Raw genomic sequence first — 18,129 nt, forward strand, 5'->3', positions numbered from 1 at the left:
GACGGCCCAGTCTGCCGCATCATGATCGAGGGCCCGCAGCCACCCCGGCGCCGGCATCGGCTCGGTCAGGCGAATTCGGGCATGATCTTGTCGTGGATCAGCCGCAGCTGGGTGTTCACGTCGGCGACACCCTCGATGTCGCGGCCCATGAACGTCTTCACGAGCGTGGCGTCGGTGATCGCCAGGATCAGGTGGTTCACGCCGGCGGCGGCGATCTCCTTGAGCTTGGCGACACATTCCTCCGGTGTCCCGGCGACCGACAGCGTGTCGCCGATCTCGGGGGTGGTGGCCTCGATCGATCCGGCCAGGTCGCCCGCGCCGAGCTTGGAGATGATCGGCGCCATCGCCTCCGGCGCGATCCCGTTGCGCTCCAGCTGCTCGGCCGGCATCGCCGACGCGTACAGGCCGACCATGGACCGGGCGGCGTCCTTCGCGATGCCTGAGTCCTCGCCGGTCGCGAACACCACCCAGGCGCCGATGTCGAGACTGTCGACGTCCTTGCCAGCCCGGTCGGCGCCGATCTTCATGTTCTCGTACATGTACTCGTACGCCTCGCGGGTGTAGCTGAGCGCGTGATGGCAGCCGTCGCTGAACTCGGCGGCGACCTGGAACGACTTCGGACCGCGCATCGCGCCCAGCTTCACCGGAAGATGATCTTGCACCGGCCGGGCGAACGAGAACAGCCCCTGGTAGTGGTAGAAGTCGCCGTCGAACGAGATCGCGCCGTCGTCCAACAGGGTCCGCACCACGTGCGCCCCCTCCTTGGTCCTGGACAGCGGCTTCTGGGTCGACCAGTCGATCCCGTACTGCGCGAGCAGGCCGAAGTTGCCCGACGACAGCACCACCTCGGCCCGCCCGCCGGTGAGCTCGTCCAGGGTGGCCGCGGCCTGGGCGATCAGGGTCGGTTCGCGCAGCGCGACGGTCGAGACGCTCGGGCCCATCCTGATCTGCTTCGTCTTGTCCGCGGCGGCGGCGAAGATCAACCAGAGATCCTTGTGCCAGGTCTCGTCGGCGGCATAGACCGCGTGGAAGCCGAGCTCGTCGGCGAGCTTGATCGACTCGAGCGACTCGGCGACCGGATAGTCGGGCAGGGTGACGTAACTGAACTTCATCGGGTGACCTCCTGATCGTTCACGGGTGGTGCGGGTTGCGGGAACAGGGCCGAGTCGGTGGTCGCGTCGCCGTACGGCGTGCTGCCGCTGCGGTACGGTCGCCCGGCGAACAGGTAGACGGCGCCGAGGCCGACCACGATCGCCGCGCCGAGCACGACGATCCAGTTGTCGTACCAGGGCGCGTCGGGGGTGCGCGGCCAGGCGATGTTGATCATGGCCAGCACTCCGTACGCCAGCGCGCCGATGGTCACCGGCAGGCCCCAACCGCCGAGCCGGAACGCGCCGGCCGGCCGCCAGCCCTTGAGCCGGGCCCGCAACGCGGCGAAGACGACCATGTGGAAGCCGAGGTAGATGCCCAGCGTGGCGAACGAGATGATCTTGGTCAGGGCCTCGGCGGAGGCGATCGAGACCAGGATGATCAAGGCCGGCACGGCGGCGGCGACCAGCATCGCGTACGGCGGTACGTGCCGCTTCGGCAGCACGACCCGGAGAGCCCGGGAGCCGACGATCATGTCGTCGCGGGCGTACGAGTACATCAGCCGGGACGCCGCCGCCATCAGGCTCAGCGTGCAGGACAGGAACGAGATCAACACCACGGCGAGGACGATCTTGCTGCCGACCGGGCCGAACGCGGTGGTCAGGATGGTGCCGATCGGATCGGGGTCGGTGCCGCCGATCACCGCCGCGTAGTCCTGCACGGCCAGGATGAGCGACAGGCAGACGAACATCGCCGCCGCGCCGCCGACGTAGATCGTCATCCGCATCGCCTTGGGGATCCGGCGGGTCGGGTCCGGGACCTCCTCGGCGACGTCGCCGCACGCTTCGAACCCGTAGTACTGGAAGATGCCGATCAGCCCCGCCGCGAGGAAGGCGCCGACGTAGGAGCCGCCGGAGCCGGCGCCGAACGAGTCGAACAGCACCTCGAGGCCGTGGTGCCGCTGGCTGATCAACAACCAGCCGCCGACCACCAGGGCACCGAGCAACTCCGCGACGAAGCCGATGATCGCCGCGTAGGCGAGCCACTTGGTGCCGCCGAGGTTGATCACCAGCGCGGCCGCGATCAAGATCAGCGCGCACAGCACGGTCGTACCGGTGCCGGCCTCGAAGTCGAAGAGGGCCCCCAGGTAGGGCCCGGCGCCATAGGCGACGCCGGCGATCGTGGCCAGTAGGGCGAACAGGTAGACCCAGCCGGTCATCCAGGCCCACTTGCGGCCCCAGAGCCGACGCGCCCAGGGATAGATGCCGCCGGCCACCGGATACTGCGAGACGATCTCGCCGAACACCAGTGCCACCAGCAACTGGCCGAGCCCGACGATCACCAGCGACCAGAACATCGGCGGCCCGCCGGTGGCCAGCGACACCGCGAACAGGGTGTAGATGCCGACGACGGGGGACAGGTACGTGAAGCCGAGGGCGAAGTTCGCCCAGAGGCTCATGTCCCGCTTGAACTCCGACCGGTAACCGAGCGCCGCCAGCTGCGCGTCATCGTCAGTGACGCCGATCCCCGAGCCGCTGGTTCCCCCGTTCCCTGAGCCGCTGGTTCCCCCGTTCCCTGAGCCTGTCGAAGGGCCGAAGGAGGTGTCGCCCTTCGACAGACTCAGGTCGTCCGTGGCGCGGCGAGGCTGTGGCTCATCGGTGGGGGTGGTCATCGTCCACCTCGGCCAGCAGCTCGGAGCCGGTGATCACGCGTTCGGCGAAGTGCCGGTGCATCCAGTCCAGATGATCATGGCGGGCGTTCATGATCCGCAGCGAATCCCAGTTGGGGAAGGTCTGCTGCAGGACCCAGCGTTCCATCAGCCGTGGATCGACCTCGTAGAGGTGCGGGTGGGTGGTCACGGCGACCTCGCTGACCCGCTCGGCCGGTGGTGGGGTGGACTGCTCGGCGTACCGGTAGCCGAGGTCCCGGGGATCGAGTCTGGCCATGATCAACCACGCCCTCTCAGCGCGTCCAGGGCGGCCAGCGGATCGCCGGCGTAGGCCGCGTCCAGCAGGTACTTGCCCGGGTTCATGATGTTGTTCGGGTCGAGGGTCCGCTTCAGGTCGAGCATCACCTGGTAGCCGCGACCGAGCTCGTCCGGCACCAGGTCGACCTCGCCCTCCCGGCAGGAGCCGTGGCAGGCGCTGATCGAGCCGTGGTTGGCGAGCGCCACGGCGGCGATGTCCCGCTTCGCCTTGACCCATTCGGCCCAGGCGGCGTCGCCCAGCTGCTGCTCCCAGATGCCGATGTCGATCTCGGTCAGGTAGTCGACGCCGGTGTCGGCAGACGTGTAGGCGAACATGCCCCAGTCGTCGAACACGTCGGTCTTGCGGCGCAACTCGGCGACGATCTCGTGCCAGGCCTTCGTCACCGCCGGCAGCCGGGTGTAGTTGATCGCGGCGTCCTCGCAGTGCCAGCTCATCGGCACCACCTGTCCGGTCCGGGTCCGGCCGTGCAGCGGGGTCGCGTAGCGATCATGGCGGGCCGCCCAGTCACCCTCGGAGATCTCGTCACCGAGATAGCGGGCTCCGTGTTCCTTGGCGATCTTGAACAGCCGTCGCCCGGCCGGCCGGACCTCGTCCTCGTAGCCGTACATCACGGCGCAGACCAGCGCCCGGACGTCGTTCGGCTGCGGGATGTAGGCCTCGTCGTCCCGCCTGAGGTACGCCACCTTCCACTCGTCGAACAGCACGGCGCCGGCGAAGGTGGCGACACCGGCCCGGGCCAGCGCGCCGACGCAGCGGTACGCGTCGTCGTAGTTGTCGAAGGACCAGAAGGGCGACAGCTCCGCCTCCGGCTTCGGATAGAGCTTCAGCGTCGCCCGGGTGGCCACGCCGAGGGTGCCCTGGTGCCCCATGAACAGGTGCTTCAGCTGGTAGCCGGACGAGGACTTGCTGATCTTGTGGCCGAACCCGTCGCCGACATGCAGCACCTCGCCGGTCGGCAGCACATGATCGAACGAGAGCACCAGGTCCCGGCTGTGGCCGTACCGGGCACCGATCAAGGACCAGCCCGAGGTGCCGATCCGACCGCCGACCAGCGAGCACGGATAGGACGCCGGGTCGTCGGGATAGATCAGCCCGTGCCGGCCGAGTTCCTCGTTGAGCTTGAGCATGTTGATCCCGGTGCCCACCGTGACCGTGCGATTCTCCAGGTCCAGTTCATGGATCTGGTTCATCCGCTTCACGTCGAGGACGATGCCGCCACGCAACGGCACCGCGCCGTCGGTCAGCCCGGTGCCGCCGTCCCGCGGCACCACCGGCACCTTCAGCTCGTTGGCGATCGTGATCACCTGGGCGACCTGTTCGGTCGAGGTCGGCAGCACGGCCAGATCGGGCACCCGCTCGGCCCACCGGTGCACCGGGAACGGCGCCGGCACCCGGGCCCGGTTGAACCGGTCGGTGCGGCTGGTCAGGATCTGGTCCTCGGCCAGTACGGCGCGCAGTCGCTGCACCACCTGATCGAGTTGATCTTGACCGGGACGCTCGGCGACGACGGTCATGATCACTCCTTCCCGCAACCGCAGGTGCCGCCGCCGCAACCGCCCGCCCGCCGGTCGCCGACCTCGCCGCGGCTGCCGCCGACCTCGATCCCGACCGACTCCGCCAGCAGCTCGTGGATGTCGATCACGTCGATGTCCTTGGCGTCACCGGCGGCGGACAGCGGCCGCTCCGACCACGGGCAGGCGCTGACCAGCAGGTCGGCCCCGGTCTCGGCGGCCTTGGTCAGGCGGCGTTCGCTGATCGCGGCGGTGAGCTCCGGCTTCTCCACCGGCAGGCCGCCACCGCCACCCGAGCAGTACGACCACTGGGTGACCCGGTCCACGTCGTTGAACGTCAGGCCGGGGATCGAGCGCAGGATCTCCCTGGGCTCCTGCCAGATCCCCTTGCGCTTGTTCAGCCGACAAGGATCGTGGTACGTGATCGTCCGCTCGATCGGCACCGTCGGGGTGAGCCGGCCGTCCTTGATCAACTCGGCCAGCAGCTCGACCACCAGCACCACTTCGATGTCGTACGCATCCCCGAAATACTTGGGATAGTCCTCGGTGAACGTGATGTAGTCGTGCGGGTCGAGCACCAGCACCCGCTTCGTCCCGGTGCCGCGCCAGTTGTCCAGGTTGTGCTGGGCGAACCGCTTCGCCTGGTCCACATACCCCATCTCCGCGGCCGGCCCGCCGCAGCACCACTGCTCGCCCATCAGCCCGAACTCGTACCCGGCCTTGATCAGCAACTGCGCCACCGCGCGCGGCACCGAGGTGCGGTAGAAGGCGGCCTCACAGTCGACGAAGAGCACCGTCTCGCCGCCGATCGGCAGGTCGAGCCCGTCGGCCCAGTCGCGCACGGTCTCCTGGCTGACATCGACCTCGCCGAGCACCGGCTCATGGGTCTGCGTGTTGGTCCGGGCGTTCCAGGTCTGCCAGCCGGGCTGGTGGATGCCCTGGTCCACGGCGAGGGCCCGGACCGCCTTGACGACATCCACGGTGCGAGTCCGGAAACGGTAGAAATCCCCGGTGAACAAGGTGTTCGGGCAGCGCAGCTCACAGGCGCCGCACTGGGTGCAGTTCACGTAGTCCGCCGCGATGTCGGCGACCTCGAGCTGTCCCTGCTCGAGCGCGATCACGTTGGCGTGGAAGGCGGTCGGCGTCCAGGACTCGTTCCGGGTCACCTGCATCACGGGGCAGACCTCGCGGCAGAACTTGTGGCCCGACGAATAGCAGTTGTACGAGGCGTTGCGCCACTGCTCGACGAACTCGCGGGTGGTCGGATCGGGCAGCGGAACCGGCTCCGGACGGGCCAGCGTCTCCGGGAACTCGGCGAGCCCCGGGTCGTTCGTCGGCGCTCCCGGTGTGAACGGCCGGGCCAGCGCATCGTCGCGCACGGGAATCTCCGGGGGCTTCGTTCTTGGGTCGGTCTGGGTCACGAGGCCTCCTCGTCGACTGTGACGTGTACCACGGGGTTCCGCTAAAACATATAAGATCATAGGATTAACGGACTCTCAAGGGCGCGGAGCCGAGGAGGACACATGTCTGGTGCCGAATCCCCCTACGCGGTGATCAACCCGGCGACCGGTGAGCGGGTCGCCGACTATCCGACCATCTCCGACGCGGACCTGCGGGCCGCGATCGATGCCGCGGCGGCGGCACATCGGGCCTGGTCGGCGACGCCGGTGGCCGAGCGGGCGGCAGTGATCGGTCGGGTCGCGGACCTGCACGAGGAACGCCGTGATCGGCTGGCGGCGATCATCGTGCGGGAGATGGGCAAGCCGGTCGGCCAGGCGCTCGGCGAGGTCGACTTCTGCGCCGCGATCTATCGCTACTACGCCGACAACGGGGAGAAGTTCCTCGCCGACGAGCCGATCGAGTTGCTCGACGGGGACGGCTCGGCGCTGGTCCGCCACTCGTCGGTCGGCGTGCTGCTCGGGATCATGCCGTGGAACTTCCCGTACTACCAGGTGGCTCGGTTCGCCGGCCCGAATCTCGTTGCCGGCAACACGATCCTGCTCAAGCATGCGCCGCAGTGCCCCGAGTCGGCGGCGGCGCTGCAGCAGCTGTTCGACGACGCCGGGCTGCCGAGCGGGGGCTATGTCAGCATCCTGGCCAGCAACGACCAGGTGACGACGGTGATCGCCGATCCGCGCGTGGAAGGCGTCTCGGTCACCGGCTCGGCCCGGGCCGGCGCAGCCGTCGCCGCGACCGCCGGCCGGTACCTGAAGAAGGTGGTGCTGGAACTCGGCGGATCGGACCCGTTCCTGCTGCTGTCCACCGATGATCTTGACGCGGCGGTGCAGGCCGCGGTCGACGCGCGGCTGGAGAACAGCGGTCAGTCCTGCAACGCCGCCAAACGGTTCATCGTGCTGGATCCCTTGTACGACGAGTTCCTGGAGAAGTTCACCGAGCGCTTCACCGCGGTCCGGCCGGGCGATCCGGCCGATCCCGAGACCGCGCTCGGTCCGCTCTCCTCGGCCGCCGCCACCGAGCGGTTGCAGCATCAGGTCGCCCGGGCCGTGGAGCAGGGCGCCGAGCTGGCCTCCGGCGGCGAACGGAACGGCAACTTCTTCCCGCCCACGGTGCTGACCAAGATCACGCCGGAGTCGGAGGCGTTCACCGAGGAGTTCTTCGGACCGGTCGCCTCGGTCTACCGGGCAGCCTCGGAGGACGAGGCGGTGGAGATCGCCAACGGCACCCCGTACGGCCTCGGTTCCTACGTCTACTCCAGCGACGAGGAGCAGGCGCTCCGGGTGGCCGATCGGCTGCAGGCCGGGATGGTCTTCGTCAACGTGGTCGGCGCGGACAGCGCGGAGCTGAGCTTCGGCGGCGTCAAGCGCTCCGGCTTCGGCCGTGAACTGGGCCGGCTCGGCATCGGCGAGTTCGTCAACAAGAAGTTGATCAGAGTCGTGCCCACGAGCCCTGAGCCCGATTCCCCCACGAGCCCTGAGCCTGTCGAAGGGCCAAGATCATGACCGCGACCCCGCTGGTCGGCGGCCCGGCCCTCCCGCAACGCCGAGAGCTCCGCACCGAGCTGCCCGGCCCGAACTCTCGGGCCCTGCTCGACCGCAAGGCCGCCGCCGTCGCACCCGGAGTCGGGCTGAGCCTTCCGGTGTTCGTCGCTGCGGCCGGCGGCGGCGTGCTGGTCGACGTCGACGACAACGTCCTGATCGATCTCGGCTCAGGCATCGCGGTGACGACCATCGGCAACTCCGAGCCGGCCGTGGTGCAGGCGGTCACCGAGCAGGTGGCCCGGTTCACCCACACCTGCTTCATGATCACCGGGTACGCGTCGTACGTCGAGGTGGCCGAGGAACTCAACCGGCTCACTCCTGGTGATCATGTCAAGACGACTGCCCTGTTCAACTCCGGTGCCGAGGCGGTGGAGAACGCGATCAAGATCGCCCGGCGGCACACCCGCCGCCCGGCGGTGGTGGCGTTCGACCACGGCTACCACGGCCGGACCAACCTGACCATGGCCTTGACGGCGAAGGTGATGCCGTACAAGGACGGCTTCGGCCCGTTCGCGCCGGAGGTCTACCGGGCGCCGGCTTCGTACCCGTTCCGGGACGGGCTGTCCGGCGAACAGGCGGCGGCCCGGGCGATCGGGCAGATCGAGAAGCAGGTCGGGGTCGACAACCTTGCCGCGATGATCATCGAGCCGATCCAGGGCGAGGGCGGGTTCGTCGTACCGGCACCGGGATTCCTGCCCACGCTGGCCTCCTGGGCCAAGGAGCACGGCGTCGTCCTCATCGCCGACGAGATCCAGACCGGCTTCGCCCGGACCGGGGACCTGTTCGCCTGTGAGCACGAGGACGTCGTGCCGGACCTGATCACCACGGCCAAGGGCATCGCCGGCGGTCTGCCGCTGTCCGCCGTCACCGGCCGGGCCGAGATGATGGCGGCGGCCCATCCGGGTGGTCTCGGCGGGACGTACGGCGGCAGCCCGGTGGCCTGTGCGGCCGCGTTGGCGGCGCTGCGCTGCTACACCGAGCAGGATCTGGCCGGCCGGGCCCGGGCGGTCGAGGCGATCATCCTCGACGGGCTGTCCGTACTGCGAGACGACCCGCGGATCGGCGAGATCCGGGGTCGCGGAGCCATGATCGGTATCGAACTCGTCGGGGCTGACGGCCGGCCCGATGCCGACCTCACCGCCCGGATCGCGGCCGCGGTGCACGCCCAGGGTGTGGTGTTGCTGACCTGCGGAACCTACGGCAACGTGATCAGGCTGCTGCCGCCGCTCTCGATCCCGGACGAACTGCTGCGGGAAGGCCTCGCGGTCCTCCGCGAAGCCGTCCGTTCGGTCTAGGTCGGTCTGGTCGGTCTAGGCGGGTCGGGACCTCCGATCGTGGTGGACAATGACGCCGTGAGCACGACGCATGCGCGCGGCTTGGTGCCGTCCCGGATGCGCAGCGCCATCTTGTTGCCGGTCGGCGACGAGGGCAGGGTCGAGCAGGTGGAGCAGCGGCTGATCCAGGCCGTGACCGGAGGAGTGCTGCGGACCGGAGAACGGCTGCCGTCGGAGTCCGAGCTGGCCCGGGTGCTGCGCGTCTCGCCGGTCACGGTGCGCGAGGCCCTGGGCTTGTTGCGCGACCGTGGCCTGATCACGACGAAGCGGGGCCGGTCCGGGGGCAGCTTCCTCACCGAGGCTGCCGATCCGGTGGTCTTCGCGCGGGACCGGCTGCGCGGGCTGACCCGGCTCGCACTGCGTGATCTCGGCCAGCACTACGCCGCGATCGGCTCGGCCTGTGTCGGGTTGGCGGCCCGGCGAGCGCGGGCCGAGGAGGTGGACGCGATCCGCCGCCGGCTCGCGGCCGCGACCGCCCATGATGATCATGAATGGTCCCGGCACCTGGACGAGGCGGTGCTCGAACTGACCGCCCTCGGCCAGTCGGCCCGGCTGACCCGTGAGCAGATGCGGTTGCAGGCGGAGTTCTCGCCGCTGCTGGCGTTGATCGACGGTGATCGCCGGAAGGAACGGGAGAAGGCGTTCCGGCGGGTGTTGACCGCGGTGGAACGGGGCGAGGCGCGGGCCGCCGCCGATCGGTTCGCCGGCGCGACCGAGGCGGACCTGGTCAGCCTGATCGAGATCCAGCAAGATCTACAACGGTGATCACGCAGGAGTGATCATGGAAGGGGAACCGTACCGTGGGGAATCGCACTGAGCGCCGTCCCGCCGTGGCACGGCTGGTCTGTGACTTCTTCGACACCGCCTTCGACGTCCTGGAGCGCTGGAAACCCGCTCTGGCCGGCGAGTTGGCGACGGCCACCGCCGACGACACCCGGCTGACGTCGGCCCGGCTGGACGACCTGGTCCGCCCGTACGCGGCGGAGACGCTCAGCGAGACCAGGATCCCGGTGTACGGAGCCGGCTTCATCGCCGCGATCGGCCTGCTCCGGGACGCCCGCGGCCACCTGTCCTGGTGGCAGGGCCCGGACCGCGAGCAGCTCTCCCTGGCCTGGTCGATCATCAACAAGGAGCACCTCGACTACAGCGAGTTCGAGTGGTACCGGGTGCCGATGATCACCGGCAAGGCGCACCTCAGTGGGCCGAGCGTCGACTACCTGTGCAGCGACGAGTACACGATGACGATCGCGACGCCGGTCACCGTCCGGGACCGGTTCGTCGGCGTCGCCGCCCTTGACCTGTTGGTGGACAGCGTGGAACGGCACCTGGTGCCCCGGCTGCGCAAGGAGGCCGAACGGGCGACCTTGATCAACAGCGCTGACCGGATCATCGTCTCCACCGACCCCGGCCTCGCCGCCGGCGACCCGCTCAGCCGAGCCGGCGTCGACTCCGCCATCCGCCACTCCTGCGGCTCCCTCGCCCTGCTGATCGGCTGACCCGGATCGACGCGCCGCTCTGACGGGGCCGATTTCAGCGGCTGGCGCGCCGGTGCGCTCCCGGTGCTCCCCGCCGACGCCGTGATCACCGGCGTGACGGCACTCTGGCTGCACGGGGTCGAGCTCCGCTCGCCGAGCCGATCCGGGGGCGACCGCGACCAGGGCTCAGACCGTCCGACGAGAGATCCGGCTGAGCCGCGTCGGGCAACTCCCCCCGAGTCCCGACAGCGCGTCGCGACGCCGTCGGCCGCCTGCACGGAGGTCGATCTGGTCGATGCGATGGCGACGGCTGCAGTCCGGAACTGTCGGTTGGCGCGGCGAGCCTGGCGCGGTCGGAGGTCGATCACCGAAGAGTCCGAGCTTCGGCTGCTGCTGGTCCTGGCCGGACTGCCGGAGCCCCGTTGCAATCGGCATCGGCACCGCCAAGTCACCAACGGCCGGATGCTGCATCCCCGCGAGATCGCCGAGTGTGAGGTTGCGTACCCGGAATCCGCCCGAATCGTGGTCTCGAACTCGCACTCGATGAACGCGCACTGGAGTCAGACGAGGTCCTCGGCGGCGCGGCAGAGGGCTGGGGTCCAGGACGGTACGTCGTTGTCGACGCTCCAGCAGGCGTTGAACAGGTGGTTGATCATCCGGTAGAGGCGGACTCGCTGCTGGTCGATCTCGCCCGGGTAGGCGGCGAGCATCCTCGGTTGCAAGACGGGGTGGATGGGGTCATCGGCCGGGCCGCCCATCGAGAACGTCGCGACGTCGAACAGCGGGTCGCCGACGATCGCCGCAGCCCAGTCGAGCAACCCGGTCACGGCGCCGGTCGCCGGATCCACGAGGACGTGGGACAGGCCGAGATCACCGTTCAGGATGCTGCCCGGCAACCGCTCCGGCACGGCCTCGTCGATCGCCGCGTGGGCCGTCGCGACGAAGTCCGCGGACAGCCGTGTGCCGAGCTTGCCCGAGGTCTCGGTCACCTGCTGCCGCAGCCACGCGCGCCACGAGGTGGACGTACCGCGGCCGTCGTCGCCGATCCAGCCCCACCCCGGCGCGGAGACGGTCGCCAAGATCGACAACAGCCGGGCGACCTGGCCGACGACGGCGTCCAGCCGTTCCGGTGATGCGTTGCTGGCATCGAAGCCGAGGCCGGGCAGTCGGCGCATCACCAGCCAGCTGCCGCCGGGTAGCCGATCATCGACGCCCTCGCCGACGATCTCCGGCGCCGGAACTCCGGCGGCGCGAACCCGCCGGGCGACCATCGCCTCGGCGACCGTGCTGCGATCACCGTTGGCCTTGAGCAGCAGGCCGTCCCGCTCGACCACGACCGAGGCGCCCCAGGTCTCGTGCACCCGGACCGCGCCACGAGCTCCGTACTGCTCCCGCAGGATTCCGGCTGCGATGTCGGTGATCATGGTCGTCGAGTCTCGTCCGAACACTGAGACGGATCAACCGGATTTCGGGTCAGAGCAACTGGCGTTCCAACGAGTCGGCGACGAACTGCTCGAACTCGGCCGGCTTCCAGCCGGACTCCGCCACCAGCTCCTGGTATACGCCAGGCGCGGCCAGGGCCCGGTAGACGGCCTGCGCGCGGCGGAGCGGGATCTGGAGCTGATCTTGGAGCGAGGCGATGATCTTGTCCATCACCTGGTTCCGGCCGGCCAGCTTCGAGCGCAGCAGGGCCCTGGTCTCCGCGCTCTCGTCGGTTGCGGCCTCGAAGATCAGCACCACGTCGAACCCGGCCGAGTACAGCGTGGTCAGCCAGCCGGCAGCGCCGCGCAGCCGTTCTCGGGGGTCGTCGAGCGCGAGCACCTGCTGGGCCAGTTCGATCGCATTCGCGTCGCTGAGCCACCGGTCGCAGATCAGGGACAGGATCTCCCGCTTGGCGCCGAAGGCCGAGTAGACCGTCCGGGTCGCGACGCCCGCCTCCTGGGCGATCGCCTCGATGCTTGTCGCGCCATAGCCATGCTCGGCGAAGAGCCGCCGGGCGGCGTCGGCGATCCGGAACCGCGTCGCCTCCGCCTGCTCCTGGCGGTAGGTCTTGACAACCTTGGGCACGGAGTCACACTATCAATGCGTTGAGTGCAGAGATACTGCATCGAGTGCATGAGTAGTGCGCTCAGCTGGAAGGAAGTGATCACCATGTCCGATCCCAGCCCTTCGGCCGTGCTGGAACGGATCCTGATCGAGGGCTTCGGCACCGGCAACGCTGATCTCGTCGACGAGGTGTGCGCGCCGGACCTGGTCGAGCACCAGTTCGGCCTCGCCGGTGTCGGTGAGCAGGCCCGGAGCAATGTGAAGGCGGCCATCCGCCAGGTCCACGCGATGATGCCGGACGTCGTCTACACGGTCGAGGACTCGGTCACCGTCGGCGACGTCGTCTGGGTCCGCGGCAGCGCCCGAGGTACCGCGACGGGAGGATTCTTCGGGCCGCCCAGCAATGCCATGATCGACATCGCGGTCTTCGAGCAAGCCCGGGTGGTCGACGGCTGGATCGTCGAGCACTGGGGCTGCCCGGACCGCTTCGCCCTGCTCGCCCAGACCGGAGTCCTGGACCAGTTGCAGCAAGCGGCTCCGGCTTGAGGGCGCCCGTCGATCCTTGCTTGATATCGATTTCGCGTCGAGACTCCCGGAACCGGGCTTCTAGGCAATAGGGTCCTGCGTGGACCAGGGTCGGTCCGGACACCGTCCGCACCAGGTCGTGCGGCCTTCCCGAGGAGCACCTCATGAAGCGACGCAGCTTCGTCGGCCTGGCACTCGCCGCGCCGCTGGCGGCCTGCAGCACCGGCACGCCCACAGGTACGGTCAGCAGCCCGGCGCCGAGCAGCGCGCCCTCCACGCCGGTCGCCCAGAGCGCGAAGCTGGTCGTCTGGGCGGACGGGTCGCGGGCGCCGGCCGTGAAGGAGATCGGCAAGCAGTTCTCCACCGACAATCCCGGCGTCACGATCGAGGTGGTGACCAAGAACTTCGCCGACATCGGCCCGCAGTTCTCCACCCAGGTGCCGTCCGGCAAGGGCCCGGACATCGCCGTCACCCCGCACGACGGGATCGGCAACTTCATCAAGTCGGGCGTCGTCGCGCCGATCGAGCTCGGTGATCTTGCCACCAGGCTGACCCCGCTGGCGGTGTCGGCGTTCAGCCAGGACGGTCAGTGCTACGGGCTGCCGTACTCGATCGAGAACATCGGGCTGGTCCGGAACAACGCGCTGAGCAAGGAGATCCCGCAGACCTGGGAGGACTTGATCACGGCCGGCAAGGAGGCCGGGAAGAAGTACCCGCTGCTGCTCGGGGTCGGGGAGGGCGGCGATCCGTACCACACGTTCCCGTTGCAGTCCTCGTTCGGCAACACGGTGTTCAAGATGAACGACGACGGCACCTTCTCCGACACCCTGACCATCGGCGACGAGGCCGGGCTGAAGTTCGCCACCTGGCTGGGAAGTCAAGGAAAGAAGGGGAACAAGGTCCTGGACACGTCGCTGACCGGCGACATCGCCAAGGAGCAGTTCCTCAACCAGAACTCGCCGTTCTTCATCACGGGGCCGTGGAACACGCCCGACTTCGAGAAGAAGAAGCTGGACGTGACGGTGCTGCCGATCCCGTCCGCGGGCGGCCAGCCGGCCCGGCCGTTCGTGGGCGTGCAGGGGTTCATCCTGTCGGCACGGAGCAAGAACGCCTTGCTGGCCACGGAATTCCTGGTCAACTACCTGGGCACCAAGGAGGTCCAGCTCAAGCTGTTCGAGCAGGGCGACCGGGTGCCGGCCCTCACCGAGGCGGCCGAAGACGCGACCGTGACCGGCAACCCGCTGGTGCAGGGTTACGCGGAGGCGGGCCAGGACGGCCTGCCGATGCCGTCGATCCCGCCGATGGCCCAGGTCTGGACGTTCTGGGGCGGTGCCGAGGCGGCGATCGTCGGCGGCGCCGATCCGGAGAAGACGTGGACCACGATGGCCAAGAACATCGAGGCGGCGATCAAGAAGGCCGGCTGATGCCCGGGTTCCTGATCAAGCTGCTGCTGATCGCGCTGGTCAACGCGTTCGGCATCTTCCTGGTGGCCCGCGCGGTCGCCACCGATCACCTGGTGATCGCCGGCGTCTGCGTCGTGCTGGTGATCATCGCCGACGTCGTCTACTTCGCCCGCCGGGCGTTGCCGCTGCGCTACCTGCTGCCCGGGTTGATCTTCCTGCTGGTGTTCCAGGTGTTCAGTATGGGCTACACCGGCTACGTCGCGTTCACCAACTACGGCGACGGTCACCTGGTCACCAAGACCGAGGCGATCGACTCACTGCTGGCCCAGAACGAGAAGCGGGTGGAGGGTTCGGCGCAGCTGCCGGCCTCGGTGATCCGCAATCTGCAGAACCCCGCCGAGTACGGGCTCGCGGTGATCATCGACGGGCAGGTGCGGTCGGGCACGGCCGGCCAACCGCTGCGCGCCGAGCCGGCCGCCACGATCACCGGATCCAAGATCACCGCCGTACCGGGCTGGCAGGTGCTGACCCTGACCGACCTGCTGCCGATCCAGGACCAGATCAACGCGCTGCGGGTGCCGGCCTCGGCGGACGCGGAGGACGGCGCCTATCGGACCACCGACGGGTCGCACGCCTATCTCTACAAGTCGTTCCTGATCTACGACCCGGCCGCCGACACCCTCACCGACACCGAATCGGGCACCGTCTATCGGCCGAACGACCGGGGCTCCTTCGCCGCGGCCGACGGCCGGGAGCTCGGCACCGGCTGGGCCGTCCCGGTCGGCACCGAGAACTTCACCCGGCCGTTCACCGACGCCCGCTACTCGACGATCATGGGCCAGGTCCTGCTCTGGACCGTGGTCTTCTCGATCTTGTCCGTGGTGACCACGTTCCTGGTCGGGCTGGCGCTGGCGATCACCATGAACGACCGCCGGGTCCGCGGCCAGCGCCTCTACCGGTCGTTCTTCATCGTCCCGTACGCGTTCCCGGCCTTCATGTCGGCGCTGCTCTGGTCCGGCATGCTCAACACCGACTTCGGGTTCATCAACCAGACCTTCTTCGGCGGCGCGTCGATCCCGTGGCTGACCGATCCCTGGCTGGCCAAGCTGTCCGTGGTGCTGGTCAACCTGTGGCTCGGCTTCCCGTACATGTTCCTGATCTGCACCGGCGCGCTGCAGTCGATCCCGGCTGAGCTGATCGAGTCGGCCCGGATCGACGGCGCCTCCTCGTTCCAGATCTGGCGGCTGGTCACGCTGCCGCTGTTGCTGGTGTCGGTGGCGCCGCTGCTGATCGCCTCGTTCGCGTTCAACTTCAACAACTTCAACATCATCTACCTGTTGACCCGGGGCGGTCCGCCGTTCCCGGGCGCGCCGGTCGCGGTCGGCCAGACCGACATCCTGATCTCGATGGTGTACCAGATCTCCGGCCTGGCCGGGCAGGGCGGCACCCGCCAGTACGGCCTGGCCAGCGCGCTGTCGATCATCATCTTCCTGATCGTCGGGGCGATCTCCTTGATCAGCTTTCGGCAGACCCGGCGGCTCGAGGAGATCAACTGAGATGGTGCAACTCCAGGAACGGCCCCTGAGCCTGTCGAAGGGCAAGGAGTTCGACAAGCTGTCCGGGATCCGCTGGTGGCGGGAGATCGGCTGGCGGCACATCATCGGCGTGATCGTGATCGGGTACGCGATCTTCCCTGTCGTCTTCGTGATCTCCGCGTCGTTCAACGCGACCGGCAGCCTGGTCGGCAGCAGCCGGCTGTTCAGCTCGTTCTCGCTGGCCAACTTCCAGGCCCTGAACGAGACCCAGTTCTGGTCCTGGATCGTCAACAGCCTCTGGATCGGCGCGGTGACCAGCGTCGGCTCGGTGCTGATGGGCGCCGCCGCCGCGTACGCCTTCTCCCGGTTCCGGTTCACCGGCCGGCGGGCCGGCCTGATGACGCTGCTGATCGTGCAGATGTTCCCGCAGCTGCTGACGTTCGTCGCGATCTTCCTGCTGCTCACCGCGCTCGGCGACCTGCATCCGCTGCTCGGCCTGAACAGCCGGATCGCGCTGATCATGGTCTACCTCGGCGGCGCGCTCGGGATGAACACGTTCCTGATGTACGGCTTCTTCAACACCGTGCCGAAGGAACTGGACGAGGCCGCCAAGGTGGACGGAGCGAGCCACCTGCAGATCTTCTTCGTGATCATCCTGCGCCTGGTCGCGCCGATCCTCGCCGTGGTGGGCCTGCTCGGCTTCATCGGCACCTTCTCCGACTACCTGCTGGCCGGGATCATCCTCACCGACGAGAGCAGGTGGACCGTCGCCGTCGGCCTGTTCCAGTTCGTCTCCGAGCAGAACTCGGCCCGCTGGGGCCTGTTCGCCGCCGGCGCCGTGATCACCGCGATCCCCGTCGTGGTGCTGTTCCTGGTGCTGCAGCGCTACATCGTCTCCGGCCTCACCGCCGGCGCGGTCAAGGGCTGACCGTCACGGGGTCCGCCCGAGGACAGGGTCGGTCTCCGGTGGCGCGGCGGTCCGGTCGGGCGCGAGGGAGCGGTCGGGTAGCCAGAGCACGAAGGTGCTGCCGGCACCCGGCCGGCTGAACAGCACCAGCCGGCCCTCATGGCTCTCGGCGATCTGCCGTGCGATGGCCAGACCGAGGCCGGAGCCCGGCGTGGACCGGGTGGACGGATCGCTGCCCCGGTGGAACCGGTCGAAGACGCGGTCCTGTTCCTCCGCGGCGATCCCCGGCCCCTCGTCGCGGACGGCGATCCAGGCCCAGCCCTCCCGGCTGCCGGTCGCGATCATGATCGTGCTGCCCTCCGGCGCGAGCCGGACGGCGTTGGACAGCAGGTTGGACACGGCACGTTCCAGCGACTCCGAGTCGCCGTACACGGTCGGTCCGTCGTGTCCGCGAACCTCGAGACGGATCGAACGGTCCTCGGCGACCAGCCGGTACGCGTCGGCGACGTTGCGGCCCAGCCGGGCAAGATCAAGTTCCCGGTCGACGAACGCTGCCGAGCGCTTCCGCGCGGTGGCCAGCAGATCCTCCAGCAGTCGGGTCATCCGGGCCGTCGCGTGGGTCACGACGGCGGTCGCCTCGCGGCGCTCCTGCAGCGTCGCGGATTCGTTGCCCAGCACGGCTTCCACGTTCGCCTGGACCACGGCGACCGGGTTGCGCAGCTCGTGCGAGACGTCCTCGACCAGCGTGCGCTCGGCCCGGAACGCGGTGTCCAGCCGGTTCAGCATGTCGTCGATCGTGTCGGCGAGTGTCCGCAGCTCGTCCGGCGGTCCGCTCGCGCCGATCCGGCGGGACAGGTCGGTCGCGGTGATCTCCCGCGCCGTCGTGGTGATCAACTTCACCGGGCGCAGTGCGCGGCCGGCCACCCACCAGCCGATCACCAGACTGAGCCCGAACATGATCACCAACGCCAGCACCGAGTAGTCGCGCACCGTCTGCAGCACGGCGAAGTTGACCGCCTTCTGGACGCTGGCCAGGTCCGCGGCCTGGAACTGCTCGCCGGGCCGGTACACGATCGTGCCGTCCGGATTCTTCTCGAACCGCTTCACCGTCACCGGATCCAGCGGCTCGGCGACGATCGTCTGGGACAGCGCAACGTACAGGCAGACCAAGATCAACGCGGTGATCCCGAACAACAGTGCCGAGTACGTCAGCGTGAGCCGGACCCGGATCGTGCGCGCCCCGTCCGGCAGCCGCAGCCAGGCCCGACGGAGCAGTCGTCCGGCCGTGGTCCGCGGCACGACGAGCTGATCGGCCAT

At 68.9% G+C, this 18,129-nt stretch carries 16 protein-coding genes; 8 read left to right on the top strand and 8 right to left on the bottom strand.

What is annotated here, in order from left to right; genetic code table 11:
* Positions 1-65 precede the first annotated feature (65 nt).
* The 5 genes from AC6CCG_RS11345 to AC6CCG_RS11365 all read right to left on the bottom strand — a co-directional run bounded on the left by AC6CCG_RS11345 (position 66) and on the right by AC6CCG_RS11365 (position 5,967).
* Positions 66-1,112, bottom strand: coding sequence for an LLM class flavin-dependent oxidoreductase (locus AC6CCG_RS11345; RefSeq protein ID WP_496654647.1), 1,047 nt, complete (start codon positions 1,110-1,112; stop codon positions 66-68).
* Entirely contained in the window at positions 1,109-2,548 is a 1,440-nt protein-coding gene (locus AC6CCG_RS11350) for an APC family permease (RefSeq protein ID WP_496654648.1), read from the bottom strand. The genes AC6CCG_RS11345 and AC6CCG_RS11350 overlap by 4 nt, the downstream gene beginning before the upstream one ends.
* A gap of 193 nt (positions 2,549-2,741) precedes the next feature.
* Positions 2,742-3,035 (bottom strand): hypothetical protein, encoded by a 294-nt coding sequence (locus AC6CCG_RS11355; protein WP_496654649.1) that lies wholly within the window; start codon positions 3,033-3,035, stop codon positions 2,742-2,744.
* 2 nt (positions 3,036-3,037) lie between these two features.
* Positions 3,038-4,591, bottom strand: a complete 1,554-nt coding sequence (locus AC6CCG_RS11360) for an FAD-binding oxidoreductase (RefSeq protein WP_496654650.1) — start codon at positions 4,589-4,591, stop codon at positions 3,038-3,040.
* Between the two features lie 2 nt (positions 4,592-4,593).
* Complete coding sequence (locus AC6CCG_RS11365; RefSeq protein WP_496654651.1) at positions 4,594-5,967, bottom strand: (Fe-S)-binding protein; 1,374 nt, start codon at positions 5,965-5,967, stop codon at positions 4,594-4,596.
* A gap of 144 nt (positions 5,968-6,111) precedes the next feature.
* On the opposite strand from AC6CCG_RS11365, the gene AC6CCG_RS11370 reads away from it, so the two are divergent.
* The 4 genes from AC6CCG_RS11370 to AC6CCG_RS11385 are packed head-to-tail and all read left to right on the top strand — an operon-like array spanning position 6,112 to position 10,417.
* Positions 6,112-7,548 (top strand): NAD-dependent succinate-semialdehyde dehydrogenase, encoded by a 1,437-nt coding sequence (locus tag AC6CCG_RS11370; protein ID WP_496654652.1) that lies wholly within the window; start codon positions 6,112-6,114, stop codon positions 7,546-7,548.
* Positions 7,545-8,882 carry a 4-aminobutyrate--2-oxoglutarate transaminase gene (gabT, locus tag AC6CCG_RS11375; RefSeq protein WP_496654653.1) on the top strand — a complete coding sequence of 446 codons (1,338 nt, stop codon included), beginning with the start codon at positions 7,545-7,547 and terminating at the stop codon, positions 8,880-8,882. The genes AC6CCG_RS11370 and gabT overlap by 4 nt, the downstream gene beginning before the upstream one ends.
* A gap of 57 nt (positions 8,883-8,939) precedes the next feature.
* Positions 8,940-9,686 (top strand): FadR/GntR family transcriptional regulator, encoded by a 747-nt coding sequence (locus AC6CCG_RS11380; RefSeq protein WP_496654654.1) that lies wholly within the window; start codon positions 8,940-8,942, stop codon positions 9,684-9,686.
* Positions 9,687-9,721: 35 nt separating this feature from the next.
* Positions 9,722-10,417: a cache domain-containing protein gene (locus AC6CCG_RS11385; protein WP_496654655.1), complete on the top strand. Its 696-nt coding sequence runs from the start codon at positions 9,722-9,724 to the stop codon at positions 10,415-10,417.
* 539 nt (positions 10,418-10,956) lie between these two features.
* Here the strand turns inward: AC6CCG_RS11385 and AC6CCG_RS11390 are convergent.
* Together AC6CCG_RS11390 and AC6CCG_RS11395 are read right to left on the bottom strand one after the other, a co-directional pair.
* The gene (locus AC6CCG_RS11390) at positions 10,957-11,820 is read right to left on the bottom strand and encodes a phosphotransferase family protein (protein WP_496654656.1); all 864 of its coding nucleotides are present in this window, start codon (positions 11,818-11,820) and stop codon (positions 10,957-10,959) included.
* 49 nt (positions 11,821-11,869) lie between these two features.
* A complete protein-coding gene (locus AC6CCG_RS11395) occupies positions 11,870-12,463 on the bottom strand; it encodes a TetR/AcrR family transcriptional regulator (RefSeq protein ID WP_496654657.1) in 594 nt (197 codons plus the stop codon).
* Positions 12,464-12,511: 48 nt separating this feature from the next.
* Between AC6CCG_RS11395 and AC6CCG_RS11400 the strand changes: the two genes are divergently transcribed.
* The 4 genes from AC6CCG_RS11400 (at position 12,512) to AC6CCG_RS11415 (ending at position 16,833) form a co-directional block, all read left to right on the top strand.
* A complete protein-coding gene (locus AC6CCG_RS11400) occupies positions 12,512-12,988 on the top strand; it encodes an ester cyclase (protein WP_496654658.1) in 477 nt (158 codons plus the stop codon).
* Between the two features lie 143 nt (positions 12,989-13,131).
* Positions 13,132-14,391: a sugar ABC transporter substrate-binding protein gene (locus tag AC6CCG_RS11405; protein ID WP_496654659.1), complete on the top strand. Its 1,260-nt coding sequence runs from the start codon at positions 13,132-13,134 to the stop codon at positions 14,389-14,391.
* Entirely contained in the window at positions 14,391-15,926 is a 1,536-nt protein-coding gene (locus tag AC6CCG_RS11410) for an ABC transporter permease subunit (RefSeq protein ID WP_496654660.1), read from the top strand. Before AC6CCG_RS11405 ends, AC6CCG_RS11410 begins: the two co-directional genes overlap by 1 nt.
* A 1-nt stretch (position 15,927) precedes the next feature.
* Complete coding sequence (locus AC6CCG_RS11415; protein ID WP_496654661.1) at positions 15,928-16,833, top strand: sugar ABC transporter permease; 906 nt, start codon at positions 15,928-15,930, stop codon at positions 16,831-16,833.
* Between the two features lie 3 nt (positions 16,834-16,836).
* On the opposite strand, the gene AC6CCG_RS11420 is transcribed toward AC6CCG_RS11415, so the two are convergent.
* Positions 16,837-18,129 (bottom strand): sensor histidine kinase, encoded by a 1,293-nt coding sequence (locus AC6CCG_RS11420; RefSeq protein WP_496654662.1) that lies wholly within the window; start codon positions 18,127-18,129, stop codon positions 16,837-16,839.

Source organism: Microlunatus sp. YIM B11417, assembly GCF_059617205.1.

Bases quoted from the DNA above. Each gene is read 5' to 3' on its own strand.
- AC6CCG_RS11415 (WP_496654661.1), top strand. From the start codon at position 15,928: ATGGTGCAACTCCAGGAACGGCCCCTGAGCCTGTCGAAGGGCAAGGAG.
- AC6CCG_RS11390 (WP_496654656.1), bottom strand. From the start codon at position 11,820: ATGATCACCGACATCGCAGCCGGAATCCTGCGGGAGCAGTACGGAGCT.
- AC6CCG_RS11420 (WP_496654662.1), bottom strand. From the start codon at position 18,129: ATGGCCGATCAGCTCGTCGTGCCGCGGACCACGGCCGGACGACTGCTC.
- AC6CCG_RS11345 (WP_496654647.1), bottom strand. From the start codon at position 1,112: ATGAAGTTCAGTTACGTCACCCTGCCCGACTATCCGGTCGCCGAGTCG.
- AC6CCG_RS11400 (WP_496654658.1), top strand. From the start codon at position 12,512: ATGAGTAGTGCGCTCAGCTGGAAGGAAGTGATCACCATGTCCGATCCC.
- AC6CCG_RS11405 (WP_496654659.1), top strand. From the start codon at position 13,132: ATGAAGCGACGCAGCTTCGTCGGCCTGGCACTCGCCGCGCCGCTGGCG.
- AC6CCG_RS11410 (WP_496654660.1), top strand. From the start codon at position 14,391: ATGCCCGGGTTCCTGATCAAGCTGCTGCTGATCGCGCTGGTCAACGCG.
- AC6CCG_RS11360 (WP_496654650.1), bottom strand. From the start codon at position 4,591: ATGACCGTCGTCGCCGAGCGTCCCGGTCAAGATCAACTCGATCAGGTG.
- gabT (WP_496654653.1), top strand. From the start codon at position 7,545: ATGACCGCGACCCCGCTGGTCGGCGGCCCGGCCCTCCCGCAACGCCGA.
- AC6CCG_RS11370 (WP_496654652.1), top strand. From the start codon at position 6,112: ATGTCTGGTGCCGAATCCCCCTACGCGGTGATCAACCCGGCGACCGGT.
- AC6CCG_RS11355 (WP_496654649.1), bottom strand. From the start codon at position 3,035: ATGGCCAGACTCGATCCCCGGGACCTCGGCTACCGGTACGCCGAGCAG.
- AC6CCG_RS11350 (WP_496654648.1), bottom strand. From the start codon at position 2,548: ATGAGCCTCTGGGCGAACTTCGCCCTCGGCTTCACGTACCTGTCCCCC.